Source organism: Pseudarthrobacter sulfonivorans (assembly GCF_031454915.1).
In the GTDB taxonomy this organism is placed as follows: Bacteria; Actinomycetota; Actinomycetes; order Actinomycetales; family Micrococcaceae; genus Arthrobacter; species Arthrobacter sulfonivorans_C.
This window is the reverse complement of sequence record NZ_JAVDRS010000002.1, coordinates 439,878-454,444: the sequence shown is the minus strand read 5'-3', so window position 1 is coordinate 454,444 and position 14,567 is coordinate 439,878. Positions and strand designations below refer to the sequence as shown.

General features: G+C 64.4%; 14 protein-coding genes, 1 tRNA gene and 2 pseudogenes. 10 read left to right on the top strand and 7 right to left on the bottom strand.

Annotated features, from left to right (window positions below; translation table 11 throughout):
* Window positions 1-16: 16 nt before the first annotated feature.
* From J2808_RS22245 to J2808_RS06020, 4 genes and pseudogenes are all read left to right on the top strand, one after another.
* Window positions 17-112: pseudogene (locus J2808_RS22245) on the top strand (LacI family DNA-binding transcriptional regulator); the annotation flags it as partial.
* 13 nt (window positions 113-125) lie between these two features.
* Window positions 126-419: pseudogene (locus tag J2808_RS06030) on the top strand (substrate-binding domain-containing protein); the annotation flags it as partial.
* A 58-nt stretch (window positions 420-477) separates the two neighbouring features.
* The gene (locus J2808_RS06025; RefSeq protein WP_309813148.1) at window positions 478-1,038 is read left to right on the top strand and encodes a cysteine hydrolase family protein; all 561 of its coding nucleotides are present in this window, start codon (window positions 478-480) and stop codon (window positions 1,036-1,038) included.
* A gap of 141 nt (window positions 1,039-1,179) precedes the next feature.
* The gene (locus J2808_RS06020; RefSeq protein ID WP_309813144.1) at window positions 1,180-1,818 is read left to right on the top strand and encodes a GntR family transcriptional regulator; all 639 of its coding nucleotides are present in this window, start codon (window positions 1,180-1,182) and stop codon (window positions 1,816-1,818) included.
* 4 nt (window positions 1,819-1,822) lie between these two features.
* Here J2808_RS06020 and J2808_RS06015 read toward each other — a convergent pair whose 3' ends face one another.
* From J2808_RS06015 to J2808_RS06000, 4 genes are all read right to left on the bottom strand, one after another.
* Window positions 1,823-2,644 carry an IclR family transcriptional regulator gene (locus J2808_RS06015; RefSeq protein WP_309813140.1) on the bottom strand — a complete coding sequence of 274 codons (822 nt, stop codon included), beginning with the start codon at window positions 2,642-2,644 and terminating at the stop codon, window positions 1,823-1,825.
* A 190-nt stretch (window positions 2,645-2,834) separates the two neighbouring features.
* Entirely contained in the window at window positions 2,835-4,481 is a 1,647-nt protein-coding gene (pruA, locus tag J2808_RS06010; RefSeq protein ID WP_309813136.1) for an L-glutamate gamma-semialdehyde dehydrogenase, read from the bottom strand.
* Window positions 4,481-5,206, bottom strand: a complete 726-nt coding sequence (locus tag J2808_RS06005) for a GntR family transcriptional regulator (protein ID WP_309813133.1) — start codon at window positions 5,204-5,206, stop codon at window positions 4,481-4,483. Before J2808_RS06005 ends, pruA begins: the two co-directional genes overlap by 1 nt.
* A 73-nt stretch (window positions 5,207-5,279) precedes the next feature.
* On the bottom strand, window positions 5,280-6,191 hold the full coding sequence (locus J2808_RS06000; RefSeq protein WP_309813130.1) for a proline dehydrogenase family protein: 912 nt from the start codon (window positions 6,189-6,191) through the stop codon (window positions 5,280-5,282).
* A 412-nt stretch (window positions 6,192-6,603) separates the two neighbouring features.
* Here J2808_RS06000 and J2808_RS05995 point away from each other — a divergent pair, with 412 nt between their 5' ends.
* The 5 genes from J2808_RS05995 to J2808_RS05975 all read left to right on the top strand — a co-directional run bounded on the left by J2808_RS05995 (window position 6,604) and on the right by J2808_RS05975 (window position 10,735).
* Complete coding sequence (locus J2808_RS05995) at window positions 6,604-7,413, top strand: amino acid ABC transporter ATP-binding protein (RefSeq protein ID WP_397427993.1); 810 nt, start codon at window positions 6,604-6,606, stop codon at window positions 7,411-7,413.
* Entirely contained in the window at window positions 7,410-8,048 is a 639-nt protein-coding gene (locus tag J2808_RS05990; protein WP_309813126.1) for an amino acid ABC transporter permease, read from the top strand. The genes J2808_RS05995 and J2808_RS05990 overlap by 4 nt, the downstream gene beginning before the upstream one ends.
* Window positions 8,049-8,050: 2 nt before the next feature.
* The gene (locus J2808_RS05985) at window positions 8,051-8,692 is read left to right on the top strand and encodes an amino acid ABC transporter permease (protein WP_309813124.1); all 642 of its coding nucleotides are present in this window, start codon (window positions 8,051-8,053) and stop codon (window positions 8,690-8,692) included.
* A 21-nt stretch (window positions 8,693-8,713) separates the two neighbouring features.
* Window positions 8,714-9,562, top strand: coding sequence for a substrate-binding periplasmic protein (locus J2808_RS05980; RefSeq protein WP_309813121.1), 849 nt, complete (start codon window positions 8,714-8,716; stop codon window positions 9,560-9,562).
* Between the two features lie 111 nt (window positions 9,563-9,673).
* Window positions 9,674-10,735: an FAD-dependent oxidoreductase gene (locus J2808_RS05975; RefSeq protein ID WP_309813118.1), complete on the top strand. Its 1,062-nt coding sequence runs from the start codon at window positions 9,674-9,676 to the stop codon at window positions 10,733-10,735.
* A gap of 20 nt (window positions 10,736-10,755) precedes the next feature.
* On the opposite strand, the gene J2808_RS05970 is transcribed toward J2808_RS05975, so the two are convergent.
* A complete protein-coding gene (locus J2808_RS05970; protein WP_309813115.1) occupies window positions 10,756-12,012 on the bottom strand; it encodes an allantoate amidohydrolase in 1,257 nt (418 codons plus the stop codon).
* Complete coding sequence (locus J2808_RS05965; RefSeq protein WP_309813112.1) at window positions 12,012-13,202, bottom strand: FAD-dependent oxidoreductase; 1,191 nt, start codon at window positions 13,200-13,202, stop codon at window positions 12,012-12,014. Before J2808_RS05965 ends, J2808_RS05970 begins: the two co-directional genes overlap by 1 nt.
* Window positions 13,203-13,331: 129 nt before the next feature.
* On the opposite strand from J2808_RS05965, the gene J2808_RS05960 reads away from it, so the two are divergent.
* Window positions 13,332-14,222, top strand: a complete 891-nt coding sequence (locus J2808_RS05960; RefSeq protein WP_309813109.1) for a LysR family transcriptional regulator — start codon at window positions 13,332-13,334, stop codon at window positions 14,220-14,222.
* Window positions 14,223-14,422: 200 nt separating this feature from the next.
* Here J2808_RS05960 and J2808_RS05955 read toward each other — a convergent pair.
* Window positions 14,423-14,514, bottom strand: a tRNA-Trp gene (locus J2808_RS05955).
* Window positions 14,515-14,567: the final 53 nt, after the last annotated feature.

The following is a 14,567-nucleotide window of genomic DNA, read 5'->3' as shown; positions in this document are numbered from 1 at the left end:
TGGCAGTGACCACGATGTGGCCCGCGCCGCGGGGGTTTCGCTCAAGACCGTATCGAACGTACTCAACGACTACGGGTTCATCCGCCCGGCCACCAGGCAGCGCGTCCAGGACGCCATCGCGCAACGTGCCGTTCGACGCCGTGTTCGGACTGAACGATGCGCTCACCTTGGGCGCCATGCACGAACTGGTTCTCCGCGGGGTGAAGGTCCCACGGGACGTTGCGGTGGCCGGTTTTGATGACATCGAGGAATCGCGGTTCGCGTCGCCGTCGCTCACTACCGTCTCGCCCGGCATGGAGGAGATTGCGGAGCGGTCCATTGGACTGCTGCTAGACCGGATTGACGGGCTGGAGGCGGGCGACGGCGGCGTCCATGTGGAGGCGGGTTATGTCCGGAATATCCGGGAATCGGCGCCCTGAGGACCACCGCCGGGCTATCCTTGGCATCACCTCTTCATCACACTGAAAGGGTGCGGCAATGATTGCGCTGTTAGTGATCGACATGCAGAACGCCTACTTCGAGGATCCGGCGCTGGCCGTGAAGCGCGAGCCGTTGGTGCACGCAAGCAATGAACTGCTGGACGGGTTCGCCGCTGCAGGCCGCAAAGCCCTCCTGGTCGGCACCGAGCACGAGCGGGACAAATCGACGTGGTCGCTGAACATGTTGGACGACGACCAAGGGTTTCTCTTCCGGGGCAGCACGCAGGCCCAATTCGTTCCAGGGCTGAAGACCGACGGCCTGCCTCAGCTCGTGAAGACCCGGGACAGCGCCTTTGTGGGAACGGACCTCTTATCCCGCCTCCGCAACTGGGCTGTGGACGAAGTGGTTCTGGCAGGCGTCTCCACGCACAACTGCGTTGCCCAGACCGGCGCCGACGCCTTCGCCCGGAATATCCGCGTCACCTACGCAGCAGACGCGGTGGCGTCGGAGGACCCGCAGGCGGCCGACGCCATGCTGAATATTCTCGCGGCTGAATACCGTCAGCAGGTCCAGCCGAACACGGAGATCCTGGCCAGACTGCGGCGGCAGCACCAATAATGGACGGAAAACGTGGCCGCTGGCCATAGGATCGTTCCCATGCCAGGAAAGAAAGTTGATGCTCCCCACCAATCGGCGACTGCGAAGGCTGGACTGAGCAGCTCATCCTCTTCCCCAGCACTGTCGATTACACCAACCCTTGTGGCAGACCAGGTTTATGAGGCGCTGCGCAATGCCATCCTCACCGGCGAACTTGCCGGCGGGTCCCCGCTTCGCGTCCGGGACGTTGCCGCGATGGTGGGCACCAGTGTGATGCCGGTCAGGGAGGCCATCCGCCGTCTCGAAGAGACCGGGCTCGCCACCCGGGTTGCTGCCCACCGGGGCGCCGTGGTCCGCGAATTTACACTCGGAGAACTGATCCATATCTACGAGGTCAGGGCCACCCTGGAGATCGAAGCTGCGCGCCGGGGAGCTGCCAGCGTCACTGATTCCGATATTGCCCGCATGGAAGCCGCGTGCACCCGAATGCAAAAAGCGGTTGCCGAAGGCCGGGTGTGGGACGCCCTGGATGACGACGAAGACCTGCTCCGCACCCTGTACTCAGCGGGCGGCAACCCTGTTCTGGTGGATGTTATTGAGACGCTTTGGGTGCAGTGCCGGCCCTACAAAGTCATCGGAGCCACAGAGGCATTCGAGCGCAACGATGAAAGCCTGTGGAGCCCGCAGCCTGCCATCCTGGACGCAGCACGGGCGAGGGATGCCAAAGCCGCTGCCAGGTTGACCAAGCAGTCCTTGGCAAGTGCCCGGCAGCGCCTGGAAAAGCGCCTCGAACAAAGCTGAGGGGTCAGGCCTCCGCCCCCACCTCGTTCCGCTCCGCGGCAAGCTGGCTGAGGTCCAGGGCAGCCTGGCAGGTGGATTTCACTAACCGGGTCCGCTCAGACTCTGCCGCGGGGCGCTCGAGCGGAACCATGGTGGTGACCACGCCGGCGAGGCTGCCCGCGTCGCCGAAAACCGGGGCGCTGACACCCCACACGCCTGGCGCGAGGGCGCCCGAACTGGTCGCATAGCCGCGCCTCCGGATTTCGGCCAGCTCGGCGCGGATGGTGTGTTCAACGTCGCGGCCCACGGAATGGTTGGCGAGGATCTCGTTGGTTTCCTCCTCGGGCAGGTGGGCAAGGATGGCCCGTGCGCTGGCCCCGTGCAGCAGCGGGCGGGAGCGTCCGGCAGCGTAGCTGCAGCTGAGGATGTGCGCGCTTTCCACCGACTCGACGCAGAGGACTTCGTTGCTGCTCTGCACCAGGTAGGCGGCCAGCTCGCCGGTGTCGCCCGAGAGCCGTTCGAGCCGCCGGGCCACCGCACCCTGAGCCAAGGCTTCCTGGCGGTAGTTGTCCGCGAGCCGTACCACCTCAGGACCGGCGGAATAGCGGCCGATAACCTGGCTTTCAACCACAAACCCGGCCTGCAGCAACGTCTGGAGGTGCCGGTACACGATGGTGGTGGGAAGCCGAAGCAGGCCGGATATTTGCGCGCTGCTGAGGCTGCTGTGGCGGGCGAACAGAAGCAGGATGGACATGGCCGTCCCGCGTTCGTCCCGCTTCTTCCGTGAGGTTGCCGGCACAGCCGGGGTTGCGGCGTTCATGATTCGGGCGAGGTTTCGTTTTTTCATGGGAGAGCTTCCGAAGGGTGTGTGGAAGGCCGGAGAGGGCAGCAGCCGCCGCCTGGGCAGATCAGGCGGCGGCTGCCGGTAGCCGTTCGGACCGTTGCGGGGGAGTCGACGGCGGTTGGAAGGCTGGGTGCGCCTCTGCGCACCCAGCCTGTCACTAGGGCCCGAGTTGCGGGCCTGATTTGCTGGGCTTTTACTGGGCCAGGTAAGGCTGCCGCCATTCGCTGGACGGCGAGAAGTTCTCGTGGATGAACCGGCCGCTGAGCCAGCGCTGCAGGGCCAAGCGGGAACCGGCCTTGTCGTTTGTGCCGGAGCCGCGACCGCCGCCAAAGGCAACCTGTCCCATGAGGGCGCCGGTGGGCTTGTCGTTGATGTAAGTCATGCCGGAGGCGTTGCGGAGCTTGTCCAGCGCAACCGAGACGGCGCGGCGGTCGTTGGCAAAGATTGACAGGGTCAGCGCATAGTTGCTGGTCTGGTCCACCAGGTCCAGAACCGACTCCCACTCGCTGTCCTCGTAGACGTAGACCGTCAGGAGGGGGCCGAAGAACTCTTCGCTCATGGTGAAGGCGTGGGGATCGGTGGTCTCGAAGATCGTAGGCTCAACGAACCAGCCCTCTTCAGCGTGGACGCTCCCGCCAGCGAGGAGGGTGTGGCTCGGGAGGGCCTTGGCCCTCTCAAGGGCAGCCTCGATCTTGCGCAGCGACGTCTCGTCGATGACCGCTCCGAGGAATGTCTCGTGCTCGGCGACGTCGCCCACACGGAGCGACTTGACGGTCTCGACGAGTTCGTCCTTGATTTGGGTCCAGATGCTGCGCGGGATGTAGGTGCGTGATGCCGCGGAGCATTTTTGGCCCGAGTACTCGAAGCCACTCCGGATCAGGGCAGCGCGCAGGGCATCGGCGTCCGCGCTCGGGTGCGCCACGACGGCGTTCTTGCCGCCCGTTTCGCCCACAAGGCGGGGGAAGGAACGGTACTGGTAGATGTTGTCCCCAGCCTTCTTCCAGAGGCTCCGGAACACGTCCGTGGAACCCGTGAAGCTCAGGCCGGCAAAGTCGGGGTGACTCATCGCTTGGTCCGAGATCGCACGGCCGGATCCATGCACGAGGTTGATGACGCCCGGCGGTAGGCCTGCTTCCTCAAACATTCGCATGAGGACGTCATTGCTGAGGGCCGATTTCTCGGAGGGCTTCCACACCACAGTGTTTCCCATGAGTGCGGCCGTTGTGGGGAGGTTGCTGGCGATGGCAGTGAAGTTGAACGGAGTAATCGCCAGGACGAACCCTTCCAGGCCGCGCTGGTCCAGGGAGTTCCCTTCGCCCTGGAGGGACTCGGGCTGGTCAGCGAAGATCTGCTGGGCGAGATGGGCGTTGTAGCGGAAGAAGTCGGCTACTTCGCTGGCGGCGTCAATTTCTGCCTGGTGGAAGGTCTTGGACTGCCCGAGCATGGTGGTGGCGACCAGTTCGTCCCGGTATTTGCCAGCTGCAAGGTTTCCGGCGCGCAGGAAAATTGCGGCGCGCTCCCACCACGGCGTACGGGACCAGTCATGCTGCGCGGCGAGCGCCGCGTCGATTGCCGACTGAACCACTGACTCATCGGCGGTGGGGATGCGTCCCAATATGAGGGAGTGGCGGTGCGGAGCTGTGACATTGCGCAGTTTCCCGGTCATGGAGCGCTCGCCGTTGATGACGTGCGGCAGATCGCGGACGCTGGATGTGACCTCGGCGATTGTCTTCTTGACCGAGGCCGCTTCGGGGGAGCCGGGGCGGAATTCGCGTGAAGGCTCATTGTGGGGCGTGGGGACCTTGAAGTTGCCAGTAACGCTGACTGTTTGGGGTGACATTATCTGGTTATCTCCTCGTGGATGTTCCCGGGACGAGCGGCCCCGGGCTGGTGAGTGGGTTCGAGTCGGAGCTCCAGCCGGCGCAGTGCGCTGGCCAGGGAGTCCGCGGTAATGGTTGTAGCTGCGGCGGTGTCGCCGGAGGTCAATGCCTGGACCAGGGCCGGTTGTGGCGTCCATAAAGTGTTGTCGTTCTTGGCGAGGGCTTCCGTGGCCCCGATGACCTTGTAGGGCCGGCATTGGAGCCAAAGCTGTTCGATGGTGCTGACAAGCACGGGGTTGCCGGAGGCCCGGTAGAGGGTCCTGAGTACGTCCTCGTCCAGGTCCAAGGCGTCAACGATCCGCCCTTCATCCACGGCATCCTGCATCTTTCGGCAGGAGGCCTCCATCAGGTGCAGGTCCTTGCGGCTGACCCGGGGCGCCCCTAGCGTTGCCGCTTCCACCTCGAGGATGGTCCGGACATCGTAGATGTGGATCAACTCGGTGGCAGTGAATGTCCTGACCACCGCACCCTTGTGGGGAATCCGAGTCGCCAGCCCTGCCTCTTCGAGCCGGCGGATCGCCTCACGGACAGGCATGACGCTCGTACCCACCATGGCAGCCAGGTCCCTGACCCGAAGTGGCTTCCCGGATTCCAGGGAGCCGGTCAGAATGGCATTCTCCAGCACCTCGTAGACCTGGTCAGCCACCAACGTAGGGGTGACCGGACTGGTCATGTTAAGGCTCATGGAGTTCTCCGTTCCTCGCGGTCCTGGGCCAATAGTGATATTTGATCACATATCAGACTACGGCATGGTCCTTTCAGCCTCCGATCAGGGAGCGAAGGAAAAGCAGCAGGTTCGCGGGCTTTTCTGCCATTCGGCGCATGAGGTAGGGGTACCACTGCGTGCCGAATGGCAGGTAGACGCGGACACGGTAGCCCTCGCGGACCAACTCATCCTGCAGCTTCCGCCGGACGCCGTAAAGCATCTGGAACTCGAAGGAGCGCTTGTCCAGTCCCAGCTCCGCTGCGGTTTCCTTGACGACGTCGATGCAGGTGTCGTCGTGTGTGCCGAAGGCGGGGTCGGGCAGGTGCTGGAGTGCCCAGCGGGAAAGGTACTTGTATTGCTCGGTCACCTCGTCCGCATCACACAGGGCGGCGGATGACGATTCATCGAAGGCGCCTTTGACGAGCCGGATCCGCGGCTTGATGTCCACGAAGGACAGCAGGTCTTCCGGCGTTTGGCGCATGTTCGCCTGGATAGCCACGCGGGTGTTCGGGTGGTCGGGCAGGATGCTCTTGTAGATGGCCAGGGTCTCCCGGCCCACGGAGCTGTGCTCCATGTCCACTTCCACAATTGCTCCGTGGGTGGCGGCGGTGTCCAGCAGTGTCTTGAGGTTGTTGGCGCATTCCTGGGGATCGACCATGATCCCCAGCTGGGAAAGCTTCACCGAGACGGTGGAACCCGGTGCCCGGTCCCGGATGTTTTCGATGGCTCCCTGGTATTCGCTGGTTGCTGCCTTGGATTGAGCCAGGTGGTGAACAGACTCGCCCAGGAGGTCGAGGCTGACATCGATGCCCGCCCTGTTCAAAGCCTTCGTGGCAGCCCACGCTTCATTCAACCCGCGGCCTGCCACGTACCGGTCCACGATGGGGCGGGTCAGCCGGTTCCGGGTGGCAATGGCTTCAAGTTTCTTGTTCTCTGCGACGTGCAGAAGCAGTTTGTTCGGCATAGGTGCACTTCCTAATAGTCGCCGCGGCGGCGGTCCCGTCTGCCTGCCATTCCCTGGTGCGGGGGCTCGTGCAGTTCTGGTGGCCCACTCTCTTCGGAGTGTGGTGGAAACCACGCTAGCTTGTGATCACAAATCACACAATAGGCAATTTTGCAGGCGTTGGCCCTCAGGGTGGGGCCGCAGCTGAAGCCCCCCGCTCTGGTTGGAAGGAATTTACCCGGCCGTTACGACAGACAATTGACGCGATATGTGATCACAGATTACATTTAGCTTGTGACTCCAACCACACTCAACTGATCCCCTGGAGTCCGGGCTCCCTGGCGCTGAACGCCAGGGCTAAGACAACAGCCGGCGGCGCGCAAGCATGCAGGCACCAGCGCCTCCCGGCGCCCATCTGGAGGATGAGCACCCAGTGATCGACAATCAACAAGACCGGACGCAGGCCGTTGCCGGCACAAGTGCCACGCGCAGTGTCCCGCAGCTTCAGCTGAAGAACATCCACAAGGAATTCAACGGAAACACCGTGCTGTCCGAGGTCTCCCTGGACGTCAACGCCGGCGAAGTCGTAGCGTTCATTGGCCCCAGCGGCGCCGGCAAAAGCACACTGCTTCGATGCGTAAATTACCTTGAGACACCATCGAGCGGCGAGCTGCTAATCGATGGCAAGCCCACGGTGAATATCGCCTCCAAACCGACGCGGAACGAGCTGATGAACCTCCGCCGCCAGGTTGGCATGGTGTTCCAGTCCTTCAACCTCTTTCCGCACATCAGCGTCCTGCGCAACGTTGCCCTTCCACAGGAGCGTGTCCTGGGCAGGTCCCGGAAAGAGGCCGAGGAACGGGCCATGGAACTGCTGACCCGTGTAGGGCTCGGCAACAAAGCGGATGCACGGCCCAGCAAGTGCAGCGGCGGGCAACAGCAGCGCATAGCGATCGCCCGGGCACTCGCGCTGGATCCGGAGATCATGCTTTTTGATGAGCCGACCTCAGCCCTTGACCCCGAGCTGGGCGGGGAAGTGCTGGCGGTCATGCAGGAACTCGCGGCCACAGGCATGACCATGCTCGTGGTGACGCACGAGATGTCCTTTGCACGCAGGGTCTCGGACCGTACGGTTTTTATGGCCGACGGACGCATCGTGGAACAGGGCGCCCCCGAGCAGGTCTTCGGTGCGCCGCGCGAAGCCCGCACCAGGAAGTTCCTCGAGGCGGTGCTGGAACGGTGATCGAAGCAATCCCCTTCCTGCTTCAAGGCCTGGGCACCACGGTGATCATCACCTTCGGGTCATTCCTCATTGGTGCTGTCTGCGCCGTGCCTGTCGCACTGGCGAGACTCTCAACGGTCGTACCGGTGCGTTGGCTGGCCACCGCGTTCATCGAAATTGTCCGGGGCATTCCTCCGATTGCATGGATGCTGGTCCTGTTCTATGGCCTGGGGCGTTATGTCACGCTGCCGCCTCTCCTTGCGGCCTGCCTGGCACTGGGAGCTGTTTCCACTGCCTACCTTGCTGAAAACTACCGTGCCGGCATCCAGGCCGTCGCCGGCGGACAGTGGGAAGGAGCCGGCGCGCTCGGTCTCTCCAATGGCGATACGTTCTGGCGCGTCATCGCGCCACAGGGCATCGGTGTGGCGCTGCCGCCGTCGGCCTCCTACGCGGTGGGACTGCTCAAGGATTCAGCCGTGGCCTCGGTGATCGGGGTCAGCGACATTGCCTTCCAGGCACTGACCCTCAATCAGCAGGGCAATCCTGGCCTCCCCATTTTCCTCGCCGCCGGCGTCGTCTACCTCATCGTCAGCGTCCCCATGGCCGTGCTTGCCCGCAAAGCTGACACCTTTATTCGAACCAGAAGCGCGGTGTGATCATGTTTGAGCAATGGATCCAATGGCTGCCGGGCCTCCTTTCCGGCCTTCAGACGAGCCTCGCAGTCACCGGCCTCAGTCTCCTGCTAGGCCTTCCGCTGGGCCTCCTCCTCGCCTTCGGCATGATCTCCCGAACCCGCCTACTGCGCCAGGTGACCATCCTCATCGTGGAGCTTGGCCGCGGTGTTCCGCTCCTGGTGGTGCTATACGTTGTGTACTTCGGGCTTCCCGACGCCGGCCTTGTACTTGAGTCGTTTGCCGCGGCTGTGGTGGCAATCGCCTTCAACACCGGCGCCTACACCAGCGAGATCTTCCGGGCCGGGCTCCTCAGTGTTCCCCGCGGCCACATCGAGGCGGCCCAGAGCCTGGGACTGAACTGGACCGACGAAGCCCGCTACATCGTTCTGCCCCAGGCGCTCCGCGCGATCGTGCCGCCCCTGGTGTCCTACAGCGTCATCGTTTTCCAGGCCACCAGCCTTGGCTACGCGATCGCCCTTTCGGAGTTGCTGAACAGCGCCTACCAGATCGGTTCGGTGACGTTCGAATTCCTGAGCGTCTTTATCCTCGCCGGACTGATCTACGCCGCGATGTCCATAGTTGTATCCCGCTTCGTTGATGCCATCCACAGCAAAACCGCCCACTAACCCCATCCCCAGGAGTACCCCATGAACAAGACCAAGCTCACTGCCGTTATGTTTGCGGCTGCATTGCCTCTGGCAGCCTGCGGCACTGCCGGTACCGCCGCCACTGTGGCCGCCGACTGCAAGCCTGTGGTGTCCGGCGTCGAAACCGCCAGCGAGGGCAAACTGACCATGGCCGTCGCGGAGTACCCGCCCTACGTTTCCATGAAAGGCGGATCGCTCTCCGGCGTGGACGGCGAAGTCCTGAAAAGGGTCGCCAAGGATCTTTGCCTTGAGCCGGATGCCAAGACCTCCAGCTTCACGGCCATCATCGAGTCTGTGAAAAACGGCAGCGTGGATCTCTCGGCCGGAAACTGGTACATCAATGAAGAACGCGGGCAGCAGTTCGCCGTCAGCGAGCCTGTCTACCTGGACAAAATGGCCCTGCTGACCTCCAGCGGTGCCGAGACCATCGATGATGTCGCCGGTGGAACCGTGGGCACCCCGCAGGGATACCTCTGGGTGGGAGACCTCCAGGAGGCCGTGGGCACTGACAAGGTGAAGCTCTACGCCACGGAGGATGCGGTCTACCAGGATGTGAAGTCCGGCCGTGCCGGCGCCGGGGTGATGACCTATGGAGCTGCCCTGCAGCTGGTCAAGTCCAACAACGACTCCAAGCTGAAGGTCACCGAACTCAAGCCCGATGACAGGATCCAGGCTTCCGTGGGTGCTGCGAAGACCGCGGTCCTGGTGAACAAAGGCAAAACCACGTTGAGGGACGCCGTCAACCAGATTGTGGAGAATATGCGCCAGGACGGCTCGCTCCAGAAGGCGCTTGAGGATAACGGCCTGCCCGGCACTGCCGCCGACATCAAGGCGGCCGCCGGCAGCTGACCCGCAGAGCGCTGCTCTAAGAACGCTGCCATGGAAGGCGGTTGGTCTCCTCCAGGGGGAGCCAACCGCCTTCCGTGAGTTGCTGCGGTACCGGTTCTGTATCCTGAGGGCGTGAAACGAGCAGCCGTCATCATCGGTGCGGGTATCGGTGGCCTGAGCACTGCGCAGGCCCTCAAACGCCATGGCTGGTCGGTAACAGTGCTAGAACAGAGCGCAGCATTGCCCGCGTCAGGCACCATGCTGGGGATGTGGCCGGCCGCGCTGGAGGCCCTGGGTGATATCGGCGTCGTCGAAGCATCCCGCCGGACCGACGGCTGGGCACACATTGCTGCTGATGCCTCAACCCGGCTGTGGACGCCGGCCGGACGCACGCTGCTCACAGCGCCCGGCGGAGCGGACCTGCATCTGGTCTCCCGGCCGGCATTGCTCGCCGCCCTCGCCGAAGGCGTGGACATCACGTTCAACACCCAGGTTTTTGAACCGGAACAAATCAGCGACGCCGACCTGGTAGTGGGCGCGGATGGCACGTTCAGCCGCACCAGGCAGCTAATTCTCGGCGACCGGTTTTCTGCCCGGTCGCTCGGAGCCGTTGCCTGGCGGGGAACGGTGCAGGGAGCGGTAGCCGAACACGGCGAAACCTGGGCTTCCGGTGCGCTGTTTGGCATTACACCGGCAGGCCCTGACGCAACGAACTGGTATGCCAGCCTCCGCTCGGACCGGACGTTTGCCGGACCCCACCTTCCACACCTGCAGAGGTATTTCGGTTCCTGGCACCGCAGTGTGCAGGATGTGTTGGCCGGGATCGACGAGGACGCGATCTTGCATCACGGACTTTTCGAGACTCCGAAGCTGCCCTCTTTCGTCAGGGGAAGAACAGCGCTGGTCGGGGACGCCGCCCACGCCATGGCACCCTTCCTTGGCCGCGGTGCCTGCGAAGCCATCGTGGACGGGGCAACGCTGGGAAGGTGCGTGGCGCAGGCAGCCTCTGTCGAATCGGGCCTTACCGCCTACGACAGAGCACGCAGGAAGCGAACGCAACGGCTGGTGCTGTCCTCGCGCCTCATGGGCCGCTTCGCCATGCTCGAAGCCGGGGCAGCGCCGCGCAACGCCGCCATGGCCGCCGTCGGCTCCGTCAGCCGGATCATCAGCCCCAAGCTGCGAAGCCAGCCCTGATTTTGCCCGTTACTGGGCCATCAACTGATCATCAGTCCTTGCAGTGCATCGGCCAGGGTGCGCGCCCCGATCTCGGCGTCCTCGTCCACCACATGTTCCTCGGCGGAGTGGGAAACGCCGCTCGGGTTCCGGACAAAGATCATGGCTGTGGGGAGGAAGGGCGCCAAAACGCCTGCGTCATGGCCGGCGCCGGTGTCCAGGATGGGTGCGTGAGGCAGGGCCTGCTGGAGTTCCTTCTGCAGGCCTTGATCGAAGTGGACGGTGCGGCTCAGCGACTCTTCCCGGAGCTCAACCCGGCAGCCTTCCTCGGCCGCGATGACCTGTGCCTGCAAATGGATGCTTTGCACCACGGCAGCCGTCACGGCATCGTCCGGGTGCCGGACATCCAGCCAGAAATCGACACGGGAGGCGATGACGTTGGTCCCGCCCGGTACCGGCTGGAGCCGTCCCACCGTGGCGCGGGCATGCGGCTGCTTCCGGGCGATGTCGCGGACGGCCACCACCATGCGGGAGGCCGACACCATGGGATCGTGCCGGTCAGCCATCAGCGTTGTGCCGGCGTGGTTTCCCTGTCCGTGGACGCTCAGGCGCCAGCGGCCGTGGCCGAGGATGGATGAGGCGATCGCTACGGGCTGCTGCAGGTCGATCAGGCCGCGGCCCTGTTCGACATGCAGTTCCACAAAGGCGCCGATTTGGCCGAGAAGCTGGTCATCCCGGCCAATAAAGCGGGGATCCAGGCCGTTGGCCTGCGCGACGTCTGCGAAGGTGGAACCGTCGGAATCCCGGAGGTTCCGGGCCTTGTCCGGATCGATGGCGCCGGTCATGAGCCGCGAGCCGAGGCAGGCGACGCCGAACCTGGACCCTTCCTCTTCCGGGAACACCACAACTGCGAGCGGGCGCGGAGGGGCGGCCATCCGTGACTTGAGGATGTCCACCGCCACCAGTGCCGAGGCAACGCCCAGTGGGCCGTCGAAGGGACCGCCGCCAGGCACGGAGTCGAGGTGGCTTCCGGTGACCAGGCTGTTGCTGCGGTCGCCTCCCGGCACGTCCCACCAGGCCCAGATGGCGCCGTTGCGGTCGGTCTCCACGGACAGGCCGCGCTTCGAGGCCTGCTCAATGAACCAAGTGCGCAGGTCCAGTTCGGCGGTGGAGTAAACGGGCCGCGTGTAGCCGCCACGGAGCGCGTCGGTGCCAGTGCTGGCGATGTCGGAGAGCAGCCCCGTCACCGTCGCAGCGGGAGCCGGGGCCAGGGGAGTGGTTTCGGTGCCGTATGCCATCAGCGTGCCCCCAGCTCTGCGTGGCTGGACTCTGCAAGGCGGGACTCTGCAAGGCTGGCACGCGCGGTGAGCCGAAACTGATCCGGGACTGGCCCTGCGCCGGTGGCCAGGTCTGCGGCGAGCTGGCCGATCAGCGGGGCGAACTTGGCGCCGTGCCCGGAACAGGGGGAGAGGATGGTGATGCCTTCGATGCGGTCCAGGATGAAGTCCTCGGTAGGGGTGTTGGTGAACAGGCAGGTGGTTTCGGCATACGGTTCCGGAACGAGTCCGGGCAGGTACTGCTCGACGTACTCGATGACCCGACGGCGGTTTGCGGGGTCGATCTGTCCGTCCTGTTCCGCGGCGGAGGGCAGGATCTTGCCGCCGTTGTATTCGGCGACCTTCTGCCCGCGGAAGCCTGCGTCGCGGCCGCCGGGCAGGCCATAAGCCTGCCAGCCCGCACGTTTGTGAATGAACGTGGGCCACGGCGAAGTGGCATGGTCCGTGCCGTCGGCATAGGGGAAGTGGTAGGCCTGTTCCTGGCGCACTTCCAGCGAAGGCATTCCGGCCAGGAAGGCGGAGGGTAGGGACAGCGATCCGAGCAGCTGCGGAAGCCAGCCGCCCGCGGCAACAATGACGTTAGCGGCCCGCAACGAACGGCCATCCGCGGCCGTCAGGACGTAGCCGCCGTCGGACGCTTTTATTGAGGCAACCGCCCAGTTGGTGTGGAGGGCGGTGCCGTGTGCCACCGCCTGGTCCACCATGGCAGCAACGGATTCGTGGGCGTCGATGACGCCGGCGTCCGGGTGCCAGAGCACCTGGGTGTCGAAGGAAATCTGGGGCCATCGGCGGTTGGCCTCTTCGGGGCTGAGGAGTTCGTGGTCGATGCCGCGCGCCGCCAGTACAGCGGCCAGGCGTTCCGGCCCACGGATGGCACCGTAGTCCACTGCGCCGGTGGCGGTGATGAGTTGTTTGCCGCTGAGGCGAGTCAGCTCGTCCCATCCGGCTTTCGCTTCCTGGACGAGGCCGGTGTAGAAGTCCTCCGGGTAGGCGTAGCGGAAAATCCGGGCGGAGCCATGGGAGCTGCCCGCATCGTTTGCGGGTGTTGAGCGCTCGAGCAGGGCAACGTCGTGGCCGCGGGCGGCGAGATGCCAGGCAGCGGCGGCTCCGGACAGCCCGGCGCCGACGACGGCGTATTCGGTCGATTCCATGAGTGGCTCCTTGGTGCGGGACGGGCATCGCGGTGCTGCCCGGGGTCTACATCCAGTAACTCATCCACAAATGCCGTCCGTCCAATATCATTTAGCTTGTAATTATTAGCGTCAATCGAAAGAATCGCGATGGAACTCCGGCAGCTTCGATACTTCCTCGTTGTCGCCGACGAGCTTCACTTCGGCCGGGCGGCGGAACGCCTGCACATCACCCAGCCGCCGCTGACCGTTGCCGTCAGAAGGCTGGAGCGTGAGCTGGGAGTCCAGCTGTTCGACCGCACCACCCGCCGGGTGGCACTGACTGCTGCCGGCCACGCGTTCAAGGACCGGGTCCAGGCTGCCGTAGCGGACCTCGACGACGCTGCAGGGGACGTTGCCGATGTAGCCGCCGGCAGGAGCGGCAAGATCAGGGTGGGTTTCGTCAGTTCGGCGAGCTACACCGCCGTTCCCGAAGCAATCCGCTCTTTCCGGCAGCAGCGCCCGCGCATAGACCTGGTGCTGAACCCGCTGACCAGCGCGGAGCAGATTGAGCAGCTGCTGGATGGGAACCTGGATCTCGGCCTGATCCGGGATCCGGGAGACGTCCCCGGGCTGAACCTTGAGCTGCTCAGTACCGAAGACCTGGTGGCGGTCCTGCCCGAATCCCACCACCTGGCGGCCGGGGCAGTCGTCCGTCCCCGGGACCTCGAAGGCGAACCCATGATCCTCTTTCCCTACCGCCTGATGCCGGGGTTCGTGGCGCGCGTCCTCCGGCTCTTCGATCCGCTGCCAACCCCGCCAGTGGTGGTGCAGCAGGCCATTCACCAGGAGACCGTCCTTGGACTCGTGGCCGCGGGGTTGGGAATCTCCGTGCTCCCGGAGTCCGTGCAGCGGTTCCAGATGCCGGGAGTCACCACACGCCGCTTTACAGGCAGGCCGCAGACGGAACTCCATGTTGCCCGGCCTTTTGGCGAGTCGCCTGCCGTCGATGAGTTCATTCTCTGCCTCAAAGGCGAGAGTTTGGATCAGACTATTGTGTGATCACATATCTCACAGGTAGCCTGAGTGGACTTCCACGTCCGTTCCCTCGCCGGGGCGGCGGACGCTTCCCGAACCAATGAGGACGTCAATGATCCAGCCAGCCGCCGTCGTCGAACGCTTATGCCTGCAGGCGGTGCTGGCCGCCGGCGGCGATGAAGCCGCCGCGGAGGCCTTGGCGGATGCGATTGTGCAGGCAGAGCTGCGCGGGAAAGGTTCCGTCGGAGTCTCCCACCTCTTTGACTACCTCGCGGCGCTGGAGGCCGGTGCCATCAACCGCACGGCAACTCCGCGCCTGTCGCTGCGTGGAGCAGTCATCAGTTGCGACGCCGATGGCGGCATCCCGCA

What these genes read in the sequence shown, in the direction of transcription:
- J2808_RS05960 (WP_309813109.1), top strand. Translation starts at nt 13,332, where the DNA reads ATGGAACTCCGGCAGCTTCGATACTTCCTCGTTGTCGCCGACGAGCTT.
- J2808_RS06025 (WP_309813148.1), top strand. Translation starts at nt 478, where the DNA reads ATGATTGCGCTGTTAGTGATCGACATGCAGAACGCCTACTTCGAGGAT.
- J2808_RS05965 (WP_309813112.1), bottom strand. Translation starts at nt 13,202, where the DNA reads ATGGAATCGACCGAATACGCCGTCGTCGGCGCCGGGCTGTCCGGAGCC.
- J2808_RS05980 (WP_309813121.1), top strand. Translation starts at nt 8,714, where the DNA reads ATGAACAAGACCAAGCTCACTGCCGTTATGTTTGCGGCTGCATTGCCT.
- J2808_RS06015 (WP_309813140.1), bottom strand. Translation starts at nt 2,644, where the DNA reads ATGAAAAAACGAAACCTCGCCCGAATCATGAACGCCGCAACCCCGGCT.
- J2808_RS05985 (WP_309813124.1), top strand. Translation starts at nt 8,051, where the DNA reads ATGTTTGAGCAATGGATCCAATGGCTGCCGGGCCTCCTTTCCGGCCTT.
- pruA (WP_309813136.1), bottom strand. Translation starts at nt 4,481, where the DNA reads ATGTCACCCCAAACAGTCAGCGTTACTGGCAACTTCAAGGTCCCCACG.
- J2808_RS06005 (WP_309813133.1), bottom strand. Translation starts at nt 5,206, where the DNA reads ATGAGCCTTAACATGACCAGTCCGGTCACCCCTACGTTGGTGGCTGAC.
- J2808_RS06000 (WP_309813130.1), bottom strand. Translation starts at nt 6,191, where the DNA reads ATGCCGAACAAACTGCTTCTGCACGTCGCAGAGAACAAGAAACTTGAA.
- J2808_RS05970 (WP_309813115.1), bottom strand. Translation starts at nt 12,012, where the DNA reads ATGGCATACGGCACCGAAACCACTCCCCTGGCCCCGGCTCCCGCTGCG.